This is a genomic window from Paenibacillus sp. FSL H8-0283 (genome assembly GCF_045040675.1).
Taxonomy (GTDB): Bacteria; Bacillota; Bacilli; order Paenibacillales; family Paenibacillaceae; genus Paenibacillus; species Paenibacillus amylolyticus.
In genome coordinates this window covers 5,435,935-5,453,763 of record NZ_CP150295.1, presented here as the reverse complement: position 1 = coordinate 5,453,763, position 17,829 = coordinate 5,435,935, and the positions used below count along the sequence as shown (strand labels likewise).

Below are 17,829 nucleotides of genomic sequence, written 5' to 3'. Positions count from 1 at the left end.
ACGAGGTGAACAGAATGGAAACAGTGGCGGTACAGCGGAAGTTTTCGGGGAAACGTAACCGTCTGGACAAACCGGAGCTGCTAGCTCCGGCGGGTAATCTGGAAAAACTGAAATTTGCGATCCATTACGGTGCAGATGCCGTATATATCGGTGGACAAGCCTATGGACTGCGTTCCAACGCGGATAACTTCAGCTTTGAAGAGATGCGTGAAGGTGTGGAGTTTGCCAAAAAGTATGGAGCCAAGGTGTTCGTAGCGACAAACATCTATGCACATAATGAGGATGTTGAGGGTATCGAAACGTACCTGCAAAACCTCTATAATGCGGGAATCTCTGCGATCATCGTAGCCGATCCGGCTATTATTGAAGTAGCGCTTCGTGCTGTGCCAGGCCTTGAGGTACATCTAAGTACTCAACAATCCACACTCAACTGGCAAGCCGTGAAGTTCTGGAAAGATGAAGGACTTCCACGTGTTGTTCTCGGACGTGAGACTAGCTTTGAAGAGATTGAAGAGATCAAGGCCAATGTGGATATCGAAATTGAAGCCTTTATTCACGGGGCGATGTGTTCGTCGTATTCCGGACGTTGTGTTCTCTCCAATCACTTTACGGATCGGGACTCCAACCGGGGCGGCTGTTGCCAATCTTGTCGCTGGAAGTATGATCTGTTTGAGGATGCGAGAGAAGATACGGTGTGGGTCAGCGAAGAGGACATGCAGATGAAGGCACCTGCACCATTCAAACTGGGTGAGAACCAGCTTCCCCTGTTCGAGGAACAGGATAATTCATTCTCCATGGGATCTAAGGATCTGTGCATGATTGGCCATATTCCCGAGTTGATTGATGTGGGTGTGGACAGTTTCAAGATCGAAGGACGTATGAAATCGATCCACTACGTGGCAACCGTGGTTAACGTATACCGTCAAGCTATTGATGCCTATATGGCAGACCCGGAAAATTATGTTCTGAAACCTGAATGGGTTGAAGAAATGAACAAAGCGGCGAATCGCCCGCTGAATACCGGCTTTTTCTATGATACACCAGACCATGAAGATCATATCTATGAACCGGAAGAAAAGGCTGTACCTTTTGACTTCGCTGGATTGGTCATGGGGTATGATGCTGAAACAGGAATGGCAACCATTCAACAGCGCAATCATTTCAAACCAGGACAGGAAATTGAATTTTTCGGCCCGGGAGGTCACTTTTTCAAACAGGTCGTCGGTGAAATACAGGATGAAGAAGGCAATGTTCTAGATGCTGCTCGTCACCCGTTGCAACTGATTAAAATGAAGGTAGATCAACCGGTTTCGTACTTCGATATGATGAGAAAAAAGAAATAGGCTCAAATACCTACAATGTGTCAATATTGTATTATGATTTAACAAAATAGTGTTATGAAATTTACATGGGGACCTCCGTTTATCGGCAGATGGGGGTCTTTTTTTTATAGAAAAATAGGAATAAAGTTGTAAAATATTTCTGGGAAGTGAAAGGGGAACGAAGAAAGCTGTCGAATACTACATATTTATAGGGGAGAGAAAGAAAAATCTAACAAGTAAATTACTGGCAGGTGAATGGGATTGGTTCAAAAGAAGCAGGAAGACAGTGGGGAGCAAGTGACAAAAGCCGAGCAGGTTAATCCTGAGAAGGTTCAGAAAGTGAAGAAAGAAAAAGTAGTCAAAAGCAAAACAACAGGTAGTGGCAAAAAATTGTTTAAGATTGACCGCAGCAAGCTCAAGCTGGGCTGGATCAAGACTGATTGGGTGAAGAAACAATTTAAAAACCGGGATTGGAAAAACATTGGAGGTTCCTCTTTCCAACAGATTAAGAAGGCAAATCCGGTTAAATCCGTAGGGGTTAAACTGTTCTTGATCTTTTTTGCGGGAATTATGATTTTTGTAGTAAGTTTAGGTCTATTATCCTATTCGAAGGCCAAAGGTACGATAGAGAAAAATGCCTCGCGTGCCAATCAGGAGACCATTGATCAGACCAAACAAAAAATGGACATCATTTTGGAGAGGTTTGTCGATACATCCACACAGATTTTCTTTGATCCGGAAATGCAGTCCTTGCTACAAAAAATGTCAGATACGAATTTGACTGCGTATGATACATTCGTGAACTCAAGTTCAATCAACAAGCAACTGTCCAATGTTGCGTTTACAAATAAATCTATGGAAGCGATTTATTTGGTACCTACGGACGATACAAAGTCCATTATGGGTACCGGCAGCAACAGTTCATCCATGGGCAGCATTCGCCAGGAAGCATGGTACAGTGAGTTAATTGAAGCGGGCGGTTATCGCTGGCTTCCAACAGAGGTCAAAGAAGGTGGCTCAACGCCAACGTTTAAAATTGCACGTTCCATGAAAAACTTGCAGGGGACTACTCAGTCGTATGTTCTGGTTATTGAACTGAAACTGGAAGTTTTGGAGGAACAATTGAAATCGCTTGATCTGGGGCCAGGAGCTATTCTTCAACTAATTGCTCCAGATAATAAAGTGGTTGCATCCTCCATCTCGGATCGTACAGGACAAGATACAGAGCTCGCATTTGTCAAAGAGTTGACCGAACCAGCAGGTAGTACGAATACGGAGTATACGGTAGATGGCAAATCTACGGAAATGCTGGCTGTATACAGTACGATGGATACATCCAATTGGAAACTGGTTGGTATGATACCTACCTCTGTTTTGGTTCAGGACGCAAAAGGCATTCTGACTCTGACCCTGTGGATGGCGCTGATTGATGCGGGGATTGCAGTATTGATCGGGATCTGGATGGTGCGTATGATCGCTCGTCCACTCGGCAAATTGAAAGACCTGATGCAGGAAGGTGCGAAAGGTAATCTTAAAGTTCGTACACCATATAGCTCTCAGGATGAAATTGGTCAGCTCTCGACCGCCTTCAATCTGATGATGGAGCAGATCACTAAGCTGGTTGAACAAACCAATCGTTCTGCGCAGGAAGTATTGGATACGGCCTCTGAGCTGAGCAGTGCATCCAAGAAAACGGCTGTGTCTGCTTCGGAGATTGCCGTAGCTACAGAAGAGATCGCAGGCGGTGCAGGCAGTTTGGCAACCGAAGCGGAACGTGGCAATGAATTAACTGACAATATCTCTCGTCAGATGCAGAGTGTAATCGCTGCTAATGAACAGATGGGTGATTCTGCTCGTCATGTAGAGAAGTCCAGTCAGACAGGAACACAACATCTGAATCAGTTGATGACCAAAACCCAGAAGACAGAAGAAATGATTGGTGCACTGGTGAATAAGGTTGATTCGCTGAAAGAGAGTACGTCTTCTGTTCTGAAAGTGCTTGAAGTGCTGCAAAACATAACGAAACAGACAAATATCCTTTCCCTGAATGCAACCATTGAAGCAGCACGTGCCGGTGCAGCCGGACGCGGATTCATGGTGGTGGCTGATGAGGTTCGTCAGCTCGCGGCTCAATCCAGACAATCCATTGAGATGGTTGGAGAGATTACAGACAAAATCATGACTGAAATGAATGAGACCGTTGATGCTTTGTCGGCAGCTTATCCGTTATTCAAGGAACAGATGGATGCGGTTAAAGATACCAACGTCATCTTTGCTTCCGTACAGGAACAGATGGGTGCATTTGTGGAACGTCTGGGCATGGTGACAGGTTCTATTGGAGATTTGAACAAATCTCAAGGTACGTTGTCTGAAGCCATGAGCAATGTCAGCGCTGTAGCTGAAGAATCTTCTGCAACGTCCCAAGAAGTAGCTTCCTTGAGCAGTGAACAGCAAAATATCAGTAACCAGCTGGTCAATCTGTCTGGCAAACTGGAGAATGTGTCCACTGAACTGAAAGAAACCTTGTCACGCTTTACGGTGTAACAAGCCAAGGTTGAAATGAGGAGAACCTGTCCCGCACATGGGACAGGTTTTCTTTTTGTTTACCGGATAATTCCAAGTCATATCAGCAATAATATGTCAAAACGACAAAAGGTGAGATTGGGATGCATCTCCTTGCGAAACGGCGAATCTATATAACTTGTATTCTTCTAACTCTTGTCTTTGGATTGCTTATATTACGATTGGGATGGGTTCAGATCGTTCAGGTGAATCAGACGATGCCTGGATTTCACCGAACGGTACGTGAAATGTCTGTATTGCAGCGTGAACGCGGGGTGATGCTTGACCCGGGGCGGGGGCAATTTACAGATTACAAGGGTGAGGCATTGACCGGTAAGCTGCAATGGGGACTGGTTCTTTTTCCACAGGCAAGTCCATTACAGACATTACGCAAGGATGGGGCATTAGAAGGCTCCGAGATGGTACAGTTGGCAGCTATATTACATACCGATCCGGATCAATTGAAGAAGGAATGGAATCAGGAAAGTATACCTCATTTCTGGACAGCAGGTACACATCAGCCTGTTCATTTGAACGTTGCTCAGGTGGAGCGTCTACGCAGTTTGCACCTGCAAGGAGCTGGCATCTATCCGATGATGACAAGGTACCTTCAGGGGCATACAGGAATGCAGTGGATGGGTTATCTGGCTGAACATCCTGAGTCCTCCAAAGTTCTAACAGGGCATCAGGATGAAATAAAACAGCCATTTGCCATGAAATCAGGGGCAGCTGGACTGGAAAGGACACTTGAACCGCTGTTAAGGGGAATTGGCCCTACGCTTGTATCACGCATGGTCTCGGGTGGTGGGGAGATTATCCCTGGTATTCAGCCGCACGTCATTGCACCAGCCAATAGCCATTATCCTTTACGTGTGGAAACCACTGTGGATGCTGAGTTACAGCGTGGGTTGGAGGAGTTGACGCAAGAATCTGGATTACAAGAAGGGGCCATTGTTGTGTTAGATGCCGCTAACGCAGATGTTCGCGCCATGATCTCCCGTCCTTTCTATCAGCCACAACATGTGGACCCTAAAGAATCGGCCTGGGGGAATCGTGCAGTACAGGGAGCCGTACCGGGTTCCATTTTCAAAATTGTCACTGCGGCTGCTGCTTTGGAGTATCATGCGGTTTCTAACGGAGAAGAATTCCATTGTGGTGGTGAGTACGGAAGATATGGGTTGTCTTGCTGGAAGGAGCATGGTCATGGAGACTTGAATCTGGAGCAAGGATTCGCTGAGTCTTGCAACATCGTATTCGCAGAAACGGCGCGCAGGCTGAGTATGGAACAACTGGAGAACACGGCTGATCGTCTGGGACTCGCGCGTCCGATTGGCTGGGAAGGGAAGCAGATGGCAGGAATGCCTGTGTTACGACACTTTGATCATGAGGATCACGGGCGTGTGAGAACAGAGGCTGTTTCTTCTGCTGATGAAGGTGCAAAAATACAGACAGCAATTGGTCAGCGAGATGTCTTGGTCACACCGCTGCAAGCTGCCAATCTGATCGTTACACTGTTACATGATGGAAAGGTTAGTGCCCCACGTCTCGTTAAGCGCATCCGATATGCGGATGGTGGCACCATGCTGGAAATGCCCTTGCATGATTCACCTTCAGCATCAGGACAGATTGCTCCCGCAACAGCGCATAAACTGTTATCCTGGATGAATAAGGTAGTTCGTGAGGGAACAGGAAAATCCCTGCAGCGTGCGCGGTGGCATGTTGCAGGGAAGTCAGGTACAGCTCAAGTACAGAAACATGGAGAGAAGCGCAACAATCAATGGTTCATTGGTTATGGACCGGTAGAACAACCCCAATATGCTGTAGCTGTTCTTGTCCAAAATGTCTCTCCAGACAGCCATCATCAGGCGACAGCTCTCTTCAGGAAGGTGATGGACTATTTGGCGGAGTCCTCATGATCCTTCGCAGGAATGGGACGTTGTACAGTAGACTCGGTAGAATTGTTAACGGGTGGGTCCATGACTAATGGAGAAGACTCAAATTCATCTTTTGGCAGGTGAATCCACTTTTGCAGGTATCCTTGTTGTAACAGTTCTTTCAGAAGGATCAGAAGCACTGGAGATAACACTACACCAGCCAGGCCAAAGATCGAAAGGGAGATCAGCATAAACGAAAGCATCAAGTACGCCGAAGATACACCAATCGAGTTACCTGATATTTTCGGTTCCAGCAATTGCCGTGTCAGCATCGTCACTGCCAGAATCACAATCAGGCCAATCGCCAGGCTACTATTGCCAATAATGAATAAGTAGACGATCCATGGAATAAATACAACAGGAACGCCAAGCAAGGGTACCAGATCAAAAACCGCACAGACTGCTGCAATGGTAAAGGCGTTAGAGGTTCCCAAAATCAACAAACCTGCATAAATCAATACAAATGTAATGAGCATCATGATCATCTGTGCCTTCAGATACGAGCGGATTGTTTTGAACACGTGATTACGCATGAATTCAATAGCTAACTTTAATGTTTTGGGCGTTTTCGCACGGGCGAACTTGCGCCAGGACTCAATCTCGATACTGAGGAAAAATGCCAGAATAATCGCAATTCCGAAGTTCGTAATAAACGAAGAGAATGAACTGAGGAAACCTACGACGAATTGCGCTCCGCTAGTTACCCATTTGGACAGGAACCCGGTCAGTGTTGCAAAATAATCATTCGCTTTTTCCATAACTCCATCAGGGAGAGCGTCTGACTTGTCCTGAATGAATAACACCAGATTGGTGAATTCACGTTGTATCATTTCAATGTATACGGGGAAATTATCTTGAAGATTGGAAATTTGTGAAATGATAATCAAGCCTACCCCAAAAAAGGCAGCGACAATTAATGCAAGAAACAACAAGACGGAGATGGCGGCTCCAAGTGTCTTGGGCAATCCTTTGCGATGTAAAAATTTGGCCAGCGGTTCAATCATCCAATACACAATGAATGATAGAAAGACCGGTGCAGCCACATGGTATAATTGACTGAAACCGTACATGATCACATACACGGTTAATACGAGCAATGCGATGTCAAAGACAGTTCGCCCGTATTTTTTGTAAAGCGGTAGCATGGACATGGCTCCTTTGATGGCAATAATTAGATTGTATTTATTGTACACGATAGCTATCTTTTTGGGAAAACAGGATTCAAGAAAAGTCTGAACTATGATAAAATTAAAGGCGGTTTATTTTAGATAGTGCCATAGTGCACCGTAATTCAGCAGGAGAAGTGGGGAGCTCGCAACATGACAACGATACTTCATAGTATTTTACTGTGGTTATTGTATCTTTCATCTTTTTACGCCTTTATTCCAAGTTTGATCAGCAGGCTTTTTGGTTTTCGTGTATTTCGACGGGGAAGAAGTGATACACAATTTGCATTAACGTTTGACGATGGGCCAGATCCACATTATACGCCAAGACTGCTCGATCTGCTTCGTCAGCATCAAGCAAAAGCCACATTTTTTGTCGTTGGAGAACATGCAGCGAGTCATCCTGAACTCATACAGCGCATACATGAGGAAGGTCATCTTATTGGCATTCATAATTATATTCACAAGACGAACTGGCTCATGCGGCCACGTACCGTTCGCGATCAGATTCAGCGAACAGGTCAGATTATTCATAAAGTAACCGGCGTGAAGACTTGTTATTATCGTCCACCGTGGGGGATTATGAATTTGTTTGATTTTTTCAGCAAGAAAGAACGAAAGATTGTACTGTGGTCTTCCATGTTTGAAGATTGGAGAAGCCGAGTAGGTGCCCAGAGATTGACTGAACGGATGCTGAAGGAACTGAGAGGCGGAGAGGTCATGCTACTGCATGATCGAGGAACGACCCTTGGTGCTGATGCACACGCGCCGGAGCAGATGCTTCAGGCGCTGGAAGTCGTATTACAGGAAGCTGAACGGCTAGGCCTGCAAAGCGTACGCGTTGATACGTTGATGGGAGGTATCATAGTGAGCGAATCTCAGAACAAAACGCAATTACAGACACCACTGAAGCTATGGAAACGAATCGTTGTTGCCTTATGGCTGGGCTGGGAGAAGTTGTTCCACTGGGTATATCATTTACGGACGGCTTCGCCAGAGGACCCAATGCTGCACTTCAGATCACGTGTATATCACGGAGCACGGGTGGAGATGAATGATGGCCATGTCATTCAAAATGGAGATCCGGTAATAGAACTACATTTTGACAATCAGAAATTGTTTGAACTTGGAGTGACGTCACGTTCCAGTATGCATTTGGCTATTCGCATGATTCGGACGATGGAACAGCAATTGCCGGATTTGGCACGCATGGTGGCACTCGAACCTGAGTTACGCTCTGCCAAGGCGATATACGGTGTGAGTATGATTAACAGAGGCCCAGAAAAATTCGGATTTACCATACAAGAATTGCCTCCTGGACCGTTCAGTGCTGCATCCAAAGTATACTTGAAGTTGCTGTTAAGTGTAATCCACCCGGCAGGAACCAAACGTTTGAAACAGCGTACTGAACAACTGGTACCCAAGATGATTGCCATGCCGCTGGATCTATTATTGGAACGTTACGGTCAACATACGATGCAGGTAGCAGCAACGGTAGAAGAATCCAGAGATGAATCGTTGTTAATTGAACAAGAGATACTGCCAGAGCGGAACTAAACGGACTGATCACACCAACCAGCAAAAGAAAAGGGTTGCCCTTCGCCAGATTTGGCAGAAGAGCAACCCTTTATTTATTAGTGAATTAGATACTCAGTACGCCACCGTTGCTTGCGTTCGTAACCAGTTTGGAATAACGAGCCAGGTAACCAGTTTTTACTTTTGGTTCAAAGCCTTTCCAACCTGCGCGACGACGTTCAAACTCTTCGTCACTGATGTGCAATTCGATGATACGGTTGTTCAGATCCAGCTCGATGATGTCTCCTTCTTCAACAAAGGCGATTGGACCACCCTCAGCTGCTTCCGGAGAGATATGTCCGATACTGATTCCGCGGGATGCTCCAGAGAAGCGTCCATCGGTGATCAGACCAACTTTGGCACCCAATCCCATACCTACGATCTGGGAAGTAGGAGCCAGCATCTCAGGCATACCTGGTCCGCCTTTTGGTCCTTCATAACGGATAACAACAACATGTCCTTCTTTTACTTTGCCGTTAGCAATACCTTCTAGCGCTTGCTCCTGGGAGTCAAAGCAGATGGCAGGACCTTTGTGGTATCCGCCAACCGAAGCATCAACTGCACCAACTTTGATGATAGCGCCTTGTGGTGCAAGGTTACCAAACAATACAGCCAGGCCGCCTTTTTCGGAATGCGGGTTATCCAGGTGATGAATGACATTTGTATCCTGAATTTCTTTTCCTTCAACGTTCTCACGGATCGTTTTACCTGTTACCGTAATGCAGTCTCCATGAATTGCGCCTGGTTTCTTGAGTAATTCGTTCAGCACTGCGCTTACGCCGCCTGCATTGTGAACGTCTTCGATGTGAAGATCGGAAGCAGGTGCAAGTTTCGCCAGATGCGGAACGCGGTTCGCTACTTCATTAATACGTTCGATTGGATACTCGATACCTGCTTCATGAGCCAGTGCCAGCGTGTGCAGTACTGTATTCGTAGATCCACCCATCGCCATATCTAGTGCAAACGCATTATCGATCGCTTCTACAGTTACGATATCACGTGGTTTCAAGTCCATTTTGATGAGTTCCATCAATTGGGTAGCGGATTGTTTAACAAACTCACGACGCTCAGGAGCAACGGCAAGGATGGTTCCGTTACCTGGCATAGCCAGTCCCATCGCTTCTGCCAGACAGTTCATGGAGTTTGCCGTAAACATACCGGAACATGATCCACATGTTGGACAGCCGAACTGTTCAAGTTCAAGCAAGCTCTTATCATCGATTTTACCTGCTTGGTAAGCACCTACACCTTCAAATACGGAAGTCAGGGAAAGAGCTTTACCATTGCTGTCACGACCAGCTTTCATTGGTCCACCACTTACGAACAGGGTAGGGATGTTTACGCGAAGCGCACCCATCATCATGCCTGGTGTAATTTTGTCACAGTTCGGGATACATACCATGCCGTCGAACCAGTGTGCAGATACAACGGTTTCCACGGAATCCGCGATAATGTCACGGCTTGGCAGCGAGTAACGCATACCAATGTGTCCCATGGCAATACCATCATCTACTCCGATGGTGTTGAATTCGAATGGAACGCCACCGGCTTCACGAATAGCATCCTTTACAATTTTACCGAATTCCTGAAGGTGGACGTGGCCGGGCACGATATCGATGTATGAGTTACATACGGCAATAAACGGCTTGCCGAAATCCTCTTCTTTAACGCCCGCTGCGCGGAGCAAACTCCGGTGTGGTGCACGGTCAAAACCTTTTTTGATCATATCGGAACGCATCTTCTTGGCTGACATGGTGTATTCCCCCCAAATATATAATATTGAGCAACATGAATGGAAAAGTAAATGGCAGTGCATCTGTCGTTTAATTTCATCCGTACTCTAAAAAAAAGGACCGGCATGCCGGTGTCGAGCTCCCCGTAGTTTGTGAAATTCTTTGCTGCTTTAAACCCGTGAACACCCGGTTTTTCTATTGAGTCTATCACAACCGTCGTCATATTTCTACAATCAATAGAAAGAAGCCTCAAACCATTTTCATGGAATTAGACTTCTTGATTTACGGGAAAGCTATGATCATGTTTCGATGTGGCAAGCGGAATTCATTAGTTGCTTCCACCTTTGCGTCCAATCTCACGATAAAAATCCTTATTATGAGTTTCGGAGGTTGCTTCGCCGCCCTTGCGACCAATCTGCTTGTAAAAGTCAGTATCATGGGCATCTGAAGTCGCTTCTCCACCTTTTTTTCCAATCATCTGGTAGAAGCTTCGATCATGGTTCTTGGAAGTCGCTTTGCCACCTAATCTGCCAGCTTCCTCACGGCTCATCTTGTGTTCTGACGTCGGTTGACGTGCCATTACAAATCACTCCTTACAACGATAAGTTGTTTTTGTAGCGCGTATCCCTAATTTACCACCTTATTTCCAGCCTGAAACAATTCACTAGGATAGAATCGATGGTGAAGAGATCCGTCAGAGCATTAGGCCGACCGTTTAAACACCTCATGTCGATTGAAAGAAAAGCGGGATATATCCGGTTCAATTACGGGTTTGAACGTGTGACGTACAGCCGGCAGAGCCAGTGTGACTGCAAAGAGTACGGCAATGACCAGTATGACTGGAATATACGCCGAGCTTCCCATATAACTGTAGACTCCGGACCAGATCGCGAGACGAACGAGAAACCCATGCAGCAGGAACACATAGAGTGTGCGTCGTCCAAGGTCCGTCAGTCTGGAAGTCAAGGAAGGTACCCAAGCCAAGAACAGTGCTGCCGATGCGATTTCCAGCAAGTAGACACCCACCCGGAAGATACCGGCATACCATTCGTGGTGACCCAGTTCGGCGTACGTCATGCTGCCGAGTAACCATCCGGATGAAATATTTAACCCCCCATACCCAATCCATACCAACAGTGCTGCAGAGAGGATGGCTGCGGTTTTTCGCCCCCAACCGGATAATAAACGTGAACGGATGGTTGCTCCATAGTCATAACCGATGACAAAAAACGGCAGAAATACAAACGTACGGCTGAAGCTGAGCCAGAACCCGTCGATGGGCAAATACCCGGCAATTATACCAAGCGCAATCGATCCAATCAGCCGATATATCGGTTTCCAGGAAATCGTCAGACGAAGCAACAGTCGCCAACAGAAATGACTCGCCAGAAACCATAACAGCAAGTAAGGTGCAAAGAAGGATAGCCGCATATGGGGTGTGTGGAATACGGTAAAGTCCATCAATGCGTATAAGGACTGAAACAGTACATACTGTAGTGCAATCTGCTTCAGGACATTTCGCCCAGATTCACCCTGGAGTGAGTGTGTCGCAAAATACCCGGTTACCCATACAAAGAGTGGCATGTGAAACGTATATATCCACAGGAACAGAGCTTCCGCTCCTGCAAAACGTGTGATGAGTGGTTCAAGTGCATTACCAGCAAGGACACAGACGATAAGCATAAAGCGCAGATTGTAAAAGAAAGATTCCTGATCATTCCGGATCAGTGTCTGATTTTTCATGGTGTAGCCCCCTTATAGACCCTGTTTGCAAGGTCATTTGCATCTGTAATAAGGGTAATATGGATGTTTATTATCCATTGTGATTTAATTCACATTAGTAAGCGTTATCTTTTATCAAAGCTGTGACAACAAAATGAACGCAACGGGATTGACAACGGTTGCATAGAGGATGACAATAGAAAAAGAAGATGAGGGAATGTAACTATAAGGAGGGAAGAAATCATGTCAACGAGTCCCTATCCAAGCCCGGAAATTATTACGTTTGGGGAGAGTATGGGTTTGCTGACTGCCAAGGATACAAGAGGGCTGGAATATGCAACCACACTGGACAAGTCTTTCGGGGGTGCTGAGAGCAATCTGGCTATTGGCGTATCCCGCCTGGGGCATACCAGTGGTTGGTTTGGACGCTTGGGCAATGATCCGATCGGCAGGATGATTCTGAAAGCCATTCGCGGTGAAGGCGTAGATGTATCCCGGGTAAGGTTGAGTGATCACGAGCCAACTGGTTTGATGATTCGTGAGAACGCTTCCGGGAAAGCCTCGGTGCATTATTATAGGAAGCTATCTGCTGCAAGTGCGATCACACCTGATGATCTGGATCCTGATTATATTGCCGGGGCGAAGATATTGCACGTTACGGGTATAACGGCAGCGATAAGCCCGTCCGGACTTGCTACGGTAGAGGCTGCCATACATATTGCCAAACAGGCAGGTGTGAAAGTAAGCTTTGATCCAAATTTGCGTCTCAAACTATGGTCTGCGGATGAGGCCCGTCCGGTTATACTGCGTTTAGCTGAACTGGCGGACTACTTTTTACCGGGTCTGGACGAGATGAAACTTCTATATAACGAAGAAAATGATCAAAAAGTACTTGAGCGTTTATCTGCCATGAATGCTGTGTGCATCGTGAAGGGTGGCCCTGATTTGACCTACGTATTGGCGAATGGTACCCTAACTGAAGTTCCGTACTTTAAGGCGGATAATGTTCTGGATACGGTAGGAGCAGGAGACGGATTCTGTGCGGGATTTTTATCGGGTTTATTAAAAGGATACTCCCCGCAGGAAGCAACCCGTCTCGGCAATTTGACCGGTTCCATGGTTATACAGGCTGTTGGCGATTGGGAGGCGCTCCCGACGTGGGGGCAGGTCGAGGCCAAGCTGAACAACGTTGCCCATGTTGAGCGTTAGTCGCTGCTGAAATCATATATGGCTCATCTTCGTTCTTAAATGTAAGGCTTGTATACACAACCACCACATTGACAAGGGAGAGAATGAAATGAAGAAGCTTCAGCTGTTGCAAAAGATTACGGACAATGGGGTTGTTGCAGTTCTGCGTGCAGATTCTGCGGATCAAGTCATTGCCATGGCCGAGCAAGCGATTGCGGGTGGCATTAAAGTTATCGAGATTACGATGACAGTACCCAGTGCACTCAAAGCCATTGAAAAATTAAGCCGTGTATACCATTGGAACACACAAGATCCAGAGAAATTCGCGATTATTGGTGCGGGAACGGTGCTTGAACCGCAAACGGCAAGAGCGGCTATCATGTCTGGTGCCGAGTTTGTAGTCGGACCTTCCCTGAACCCGGATACGGTTCAGATCTGCAACCTGTATCGAATTCCGATTCTGCCGGGTGTGATGACGATTGCTGATGTTCAACGCGCATTGGAACTCGGTGTGGACATTGTGAAGTTGTTCCCGGGTAATCTGTATGATCCTTCGATTATCAAAACGATGAAGGGCCCTATGCCGCAGGCGAATTTTATGCCAACTGGCGGGGTATCCTTGTCTAATCTGGGAGATTGGATCAAGGGTGGAGCAGTGGCTGTAGGGATCGGCTCCGACTTGACATCGGAAGCTGTGAAGACGGGTGACCTGAGTCATGTCCGTCGCAAAGCGGAACAATATATGGATGCTTACCGCAAGGCCAAGGCTGAATAATATTTTTTCAATTCGGAGAAAGGGAGCCTGATGATCGAAGGCTCCCAATTCTGTGAGCCGCGGCACCTGCGGAAGTGAAGAAAGGTGATTAACGTTGAGAAATCGGTATAATACAGGGCGCAAGAAGAGGGGCATCGGGAAATTCCTGCTCGTACTTCTGGCGCTCATTGTCATTGGATGTGGATTTGTTGCGTGGAAATTATTCACACCATACGGTCCACAGGAAACTGCCCAAACGGCTATGGAAACAGCCAATCCGGTGACGGTGAGTGAACAAGAGAACTGGATTGATTTTGTGCCAGATAAACCGACGGGGAAAAGTGTGCTTTTCTACCCTGGTGGACTGGTAAAACCGGAAAGTTATGCACCACTTGCGCATGAGCTGACTGCTGCGGGTCATCACACGATTATTGCCAAGATGCCAGTTAATCTGGCAGTGCTTAAGCCAAACTTGGCAGATGAGATTCTGGCCGCATATCCGGACGAACAATTTGTTATGGGTGGACACTCTCTCGGCGGGTCGATGGCTGCACGTTATGTAGCCGCACATCCTGATGCACTTCACGGGATCTTCTTCTTGGCATCTTACCCGGATGAAAAAGGAAGCGTAAAGTCACTTGGAATACCTGCTTTATCTATTCTGGGTACTAAAGATGAAGTCGTGAATGCTACGAAGTATCAGAGTGGACGGATGTATCTTCCAGAAGACACGGTATATTACACCATTGAAGGTGGTAACCACGCCCAGTTTGGTGATTATGGTCATCAAAAAGGAGATGGCGAGCCGGAAGTGAGCGGGGAAGAACAGCTGAATCAGACGGTCAAGACTGTACTCGCTTGGTTAAGTACCATGAAGTAGGTTTTGATTATTCTGCATTAAGGGTTGAATGCATTTATAGCATAACTTAATGGAGGTGATATGGATGACCATGCTTCAAGTGAATGGAGTGCAGATCCCATGTAAAGGGATCCTGTTCGATAAAGATGGAACACTGCTGGAATTCCTTCAGCTATGGGGGCCGTGGGCAGAGACGTTGCTGAGTCAGTTACAAGCACGTATGAATGAGCTTGGAGCTTCATTTACGGTTGAACGGGAGCACGTCTTAGGCACCATTCATAATGCAGAAGGTCACATTGTCGGCTATGATCCGCAAGGCCCGCTGGCCATTGCGACTGTGGATGAGTGCACGGGATTGCTTGCCGGGCAACTATATGCAGCAGGCATTCCATGGAATGAAGCAATCACAACGATACGCCAATTTTCAAGTGTAGCCATGAGATCGGTAAGAGAGCGCAAATCGGCTGAACCGATGCCAGGATTACTTGCTTTCTTACAAAGTTGCAGGGCAGCAGACATACCTCTGGCAGTCGTCACTTCAGACAGTACAGCGGCAGCAGAAACACATCTGGGTTGGATGGGGATACGTTCCTTTTTCACCTCCATTGTGGGCTGTGATCGGGTGACCCAAGGCAAACCGGATGGAGAAGCAGCACTCTTGGCTTGCCGTGAATTACATATCGATCCTGCGGAGGCAGTTGTAATTGGAGACAGCAATGGGGATATGCAGATGGGGCGGCACGCAGAGGTATCCTATACGCTCGGTTACGGTCCGCAGTTAGATCAAGGATCTCACCTGGTTGATGCCCATGCCAGTATTCGTCATTATAATGAGATAAGTGTGATTATATAAGTCACCCTGACCTGATTGGACTATATAAATTGAACTAACATTTACACGAAATGGAGAGGACAGAAATAACCTGAAGAAACGGAGCGTTCGCCTAAAAGCTTTCTAAAAGAAAGCTACATCGGAAGCATATGCTATCCTCGGATTTTCCCCTTAGGAAAGGAATCAAAAAAATCTGGGGATAACAGCGATCGGAAGGTTGTTCTGTCATCGGAGTGGTCAGTGTAAATATTCTTTAGTTCAATTTATATAGTAAATAAAAGGAGGAGAGAGGATGAACGCAACAGAACAACTGGCTGCCTGGATTCAGGAGAGCTCCCGGATTGTTTTTTTCGGAGGGGCAGGGACTTCAACGGAAAGCGGGATTCCCGACTTCCGCTCGGCTGCGGGTCTGTATCAGACGGAGCAGCATTCGCCTTATCCACCGGAAGAGTTATTAAGCCGGCATTTTTTTGATCAACATGCTGATATTTTTTATGATTTTTATCGTGGAAAAATGCTTCATCCAGATGCGGAACCGAATGGGTGTCATCGACTATTGGCCCGTCTGGAGCAGGCGGGAAAACTTCAGGCAGTGATCACGCAAAATATCGACGGACTACATCAGAAGGCAGGCAGCAGCAATGTTTTTGAGCTTCACGGTTCAATTCATCGTAATGCCTGCATGGATTGCAAGCAGTTTTATACGCTGAATGATATTATACAGTCCCAAGATACCGTGCCTCGCTGTACCACATGTGGTGGTGTGATCAAACCGGATGTGGTGCTGTACGAAGAGGAGCTGGATCAGACGACATTGTATCGTTCCATTGATGCACTGTCTTCTGCAGATCTGTTACTCGTGGGAGGCACGTCACTGACGGTATATCCGGCGGCCCAGTTAATTACGTATTTTCAGGGAAAACATACCGTTCTGCTCAACGCTACACCTACCGCTTACGACCGCAGGGCTGATTTGCTGATTACAGAGCCGATTGGCGAGGTAATGAATATTGTGGACCAGCTTCTTGGTTGAACGTATGTACTGAATAACCGCATTCTCCGGTATAGACCGGATACAAGAGGCGGAACCTGGGGAAAGAAGGGATTCATAATGGTCTACGTAGCAAGCGATACTCGCTATGAAACGATGAAATATAACCGCGTTGGACGTTCAGGTTTGAAACTGCCAGCGATTTCACTGGGGCTGTGGCATAATTTTGGCGGTATCAATAACGCTGAGAATGGTCGTAATATGATTACCCGATCATTTGATCTGGGTATTACACATTTTGATCTTGCCAACAACTATGGCCCACCGGCAGGTTCGGCAGAGCAGTTATTTGGACAGGTACTGGCCCAGGATCTGAAACCTTATCGTGATGAACTGGTGATCTCCACCAAAGCAGGGTATTATATGTGGCCCGGACCGTATGGCGAGTGGGGTTCACGCAAAAATCTGGTATCCAGTCTGAATCAGAGCTTGAAGCGTATGGGCCTGGATTATGTAGATATTTTCTATTCACATCGTTATGATCCCGAAACACCTTTGGAAGAAACGATGATGGCACTGGATCATATTGTTCGCTCGGGCAAAGCCCTTTATGTGGGGATATCCAACTATCCCGCAGAGCAGACAAGACAGGCTGCCGAAATTCTGAAAGGTCTGGGTACGCCTCTGTTAATCCATCAACCGAAATACTCGCTGCTGGACCGCTGGATTGAAGATGGTTTGCAGGACGTGCTGGATGAGTATGGAACAGGCAGTATTGCATTCTGTCCATTGGCACAAGGTGTGCTCACGAACAAATACTTGAATGGTATCCCGGAAGACTCACGTGCCAAAGGGCCGTCGGTATTCCTGAATGAAAACAACATCTCTCCAGAGACGCTCCGCAAAGTGCGTGCGCTGAACCAGATTGCAGCAGCCCGTGGTCAGAGTTTGGCCCAATTTTCACTCTCATGGGTGCTGCGTAATGGCAGGGTAACTTCCGCGCTGATTGGCGCAAGTCGTCCTTCCCAGATTGAAGAGAATGTGGCTGCGCTCAGTCAACTGGATTTCTCTACAGAGGAGTTGGAACGGATTGAATCCATCCTGTCTCCAGAGCCTGATGACAAATAAATAAAGTGTAAAAGGTGCATCTTAGCCATAATGGCGGAATGCACCTTTTTTTTGTCGTACGTG

The 17,829-nt window shown here is 46.8% G+C and carries 14 protein-coding genes; 10 read left to right on the top strand and 4 right to left on the bottom strand.

The window, feature by feature from the left end; genetic code table 11:
* The first annotated feature begins 14 nt into the window (after positions 1–14).
* The 3 genes from MHI52_RS24025 (at position 15) to MHI52_RS24015 (ending at position 5,800) form a co-directional block, all read left to right on the top strand.
* Complete coding sequence (locus MHI52_RS24025) at positions 15–1,343, top strand: U32 family peptidase (RefSeq protein WP_100529071.1); 1,329 nt, start codon at positions 15–17, stop codon at positions 1,341–1,343.
* A 234-nt stretch (positions 1,344–1,577) separates the two neighbouring features.
* Positions 1,578–3,866, top strand: coding sequence for a methyl-accepting chemotaxis protein (locus tag MHI52_RS24020; protein WP_405157785.1), 2,289 nt, complete (start codon positions 1,578–1,580; stop codon positions 3,864–3,866).
* Between the two features lie 224 nt (positions 3,867–4,090).
* On the top strand, positions 4,091–5,800 hold the full coding sequence (locus tag MHI52_RS24015; protein ID WP_405157784.1) for a peptidoglycan D,D-transpeptidase FtsI family protein: 1,710 nt from the start codon (positions 4,091–4,093) through the stop codon (positions 5,798–5,800).
* Here the strand turns inward: MHI52_RS24015 and MHI52_RS24010 are convergent.
* Positions 5,779–6,963 carry an AI-2E family transporter gene (locus MHI52_RS24010; protein ID WP_127551080.1) on the bottom strand — a complete coding sequence of 395 codons (1,185 nt, stop codon included), beginning with the start codon at positions 6,961–6,963 and terminating at the stop codon, positions 5,779–5,781. The genes MHI52_RS24015 and MHI52_RS24010 overlap by 22 nt on opposite strands.
* A gap of 174 nt (positions 6,964–7,137) precedes the next feature.
* On the opposite strand from MHI52_RS24010, the gene MHI52_RS24005 reads away from it, so the two are divergent.
* Complete coding sequence (locus tag MHI52_RS24005) at positions 7,138–8,541, top strand: polysaccharide deacetylase family protein (protein ID WP_339284007.1); 1,404 nt, start codon at positions 7,138–7,140, stop codon at positions 8,539–8,541.
* Between the two features lie 85 nt (positions 8,542–8,626).
* On the opposite strand, the gene ilvD is transcribed toward MHI52_RS24005, so the two are convergent.
* The 3 genes from ilvD to MHI52_RS23990 form a co-directional block, all read right to left on the bottom strand.
* The gene (ilvD, locus tag MHI52_RS24000; RefSeq protein WP_036616973.1) at positions 8,627–10,312 is read right to left on the bottom strand and encodes a dihydroxy-acid dehydratase; all 1,686 of its coding nucleotides are present in this window, start codon (positions 10,310–10,312) and stop codon (positions 8,627–8,629) included.
* Between the two features lie 308 nt (positions 10,313–10,620).
* Positions 10,621–10,872, bottom strand: a complete 252-nt coding sequence (locus tag MHI52_RS23995) for a KGG domain-containing protein (protein ID WP_405157783.1) — start codon at positions 10,870–10,872, stop codon at positions 10,621–10,623.
* A gap of 122 nt (positions 10,873–10,994) precedes the next feature.
* A complete protein-coding gene (locus MHI52_RS23990; protein WP_405157782.1) occupies positions 10,995–12,035 on the bottom strand; it encodes an acyltransferase family protein in 1,041 nt (346 codons plus the stop codon).
* A gap of 222 nt (positions 12,036–12,257) precedes the next feature.
* On the opposite strand from MHI52_RS23990, the gene MHI52_RS23985 reads away from it, so the two are divergent.
* The 6 genes from MHI52_RS23985 (at position 12,258) to mgrA (ending at position 17,766) form a co-directional block, all read left to right on the top strand.
* Positions 12,258–13,223 carry a sugar kinase gene (locus MHI52_RS23985; RefSeq protein WP_405157781.1) on the top strand — a complete coding sequence of 322 codons (966 nt, stop codon included), beginning with the start codon at positions 12,258–12,260 and terminating at the stop codon, positions 13,221–13,223.
* A gap of 88 nt (positions 13,224–13,311) precedes the next feature.
* Complete coding sequence (locus tag MHI52_RS23980; RefSeq protein ID WP_017686833.1) at positions 13,312–13,977, top strand: bifunctional 2-keto-4-hydroxyglutarate aldolase/2-keto-3-deoxy-6-phosphogluconate aldolase; 666 nt, start codon at positions 13,312–13,314, stop codon at positions 13,975–13,977.
* Positions 13,978–14,071: 94 nt separating this feature from the next.
* Positions 14,072–14,836, top strand: a complete 765-nt coding sequence (locus MHI52_RS23975) for an alpha/beta fold hydrolase (RefSeq protein ID WP_405157780.1) — start codon at positions 14,072–14,074, stop codon at positions 14,834–14,836.
* A 64-nt stretch (positions 14,837–14,900) separates the two neighbouring features.
* On the top strand, positions 14,901–15,668 hold the full coding sequence (locus MHI52_RS23970; protein WP_405157779.1) for an HAD family hydrolase: 768 nt from the start codon (positions 14,901–14,903) through the stop codon (positions 15,666–15,668).
* A gap of 271 nt (positions 15,669–15,939) precedes the next feature.
* Entirely contained in the window at positions 15,940–16,680 is a 741-nt protein-coding gene (locus MHI52_RS23965; protein WP_405157778.1) for an NAD-dependent protein deacylase, read from the top strand.
* 78 nt (positions 16,681–16,758) lie between these two features.
* Positions 16,759–17,766 carry an L-glyceraldehyde 3-phosphate reductase gene (gene mgrA, locus MHI52_RS23960; protein WP_036616991.1) on the top strand — a complete coding sequence of 336 codons (1,008 nt, stop codon included), beginning with the start codon at positions 16,759–16,761 and terminating at the stop codon, positions 17,764–17,766.
* Positions 17,767–17,829: the final 63 nt, after the last annotated feature.

Coding starts and splice junctions, on each gene's coding strand:
- mgrA (WP_036616991.1), top strand. CDS start 16,759: ATGGTCTACGTAGCAAGCGATACTCGCTATGAAACGATGAAATATAAC.
- MHI52_RS23985 (WP_405157781.1), top strand. CDS start 12,258: ATGTCAACGAGTCCCTATCCAAGCCCGGAAATTATTACGTTTGGGGAG.
- MHI52_RS23970 (WP_405157779.1), top strand. CDS start 14,901: ATGACCATGCTTCAAGTGAATGGAGTGCAGATCCCATGTAAAGGGATC.
- MHI52_RS23965 (WP_405157778.1), top strand. CDS start 15,940: ATGAACGCAACAGAACAACTGGCTGCCTGGATTCAGGAGAGCTCCCGG.
- MHI52_RS23990 (WP_405157782.1), bottom strand. CDS start 12,035: ATGAAAAATCAGACACTGATCCGGAATGATCAGGAATCTTTCTTTTAC.
- ilvD (WP_036616973.1), bottom strand. CDS start 10,312: ATGTCAGCCAAGAAGATGCGTTCCGATATGATCAAAAAAGGTTTTGAC.
- MHI52_RS23980 (WP_017686833.1), top strand. CDS start 13,312: ATGAAGAAGCTTCAGCTGTTGCAAAAGATTACGGACAATGGGGTTGTT.
- MHI52_RS24010 (WP_127551080.1), bottom strand. CDS start 6,963: ATGCTACCGCTTTACAAAAAATACGGGCGAACTGTCTTTGACATCGCA.
- MHI52_RS24020 (WP_405157785.1), top strand. CDS start 1,578: ATGGGATTGGTTCAAAAGAAGCAGGAAGACAGTGGGGAGCAAGTGACA.
- MHI52_RS23995 (WP_405157783.1), bottom strand. CDS start 10,872: ATGGCACGTCAACCGACGTCAGAACACAAGATGAGCCGTGAGGAAGCT.
- MHI52_RS24005 (WP_339284007.1), top strand. CDS start 7,138: ATGACAACGATACTTCATAGTATTTTACTGTGGTTATTGTATCTTTCA.
- MHI52_RS24025 (WP_100529071.1), top strand. CDS start 15: ATGGAAACAGTGGCGGTACAGCGGAAGTTTTCGGGGAAACGTAACCGT.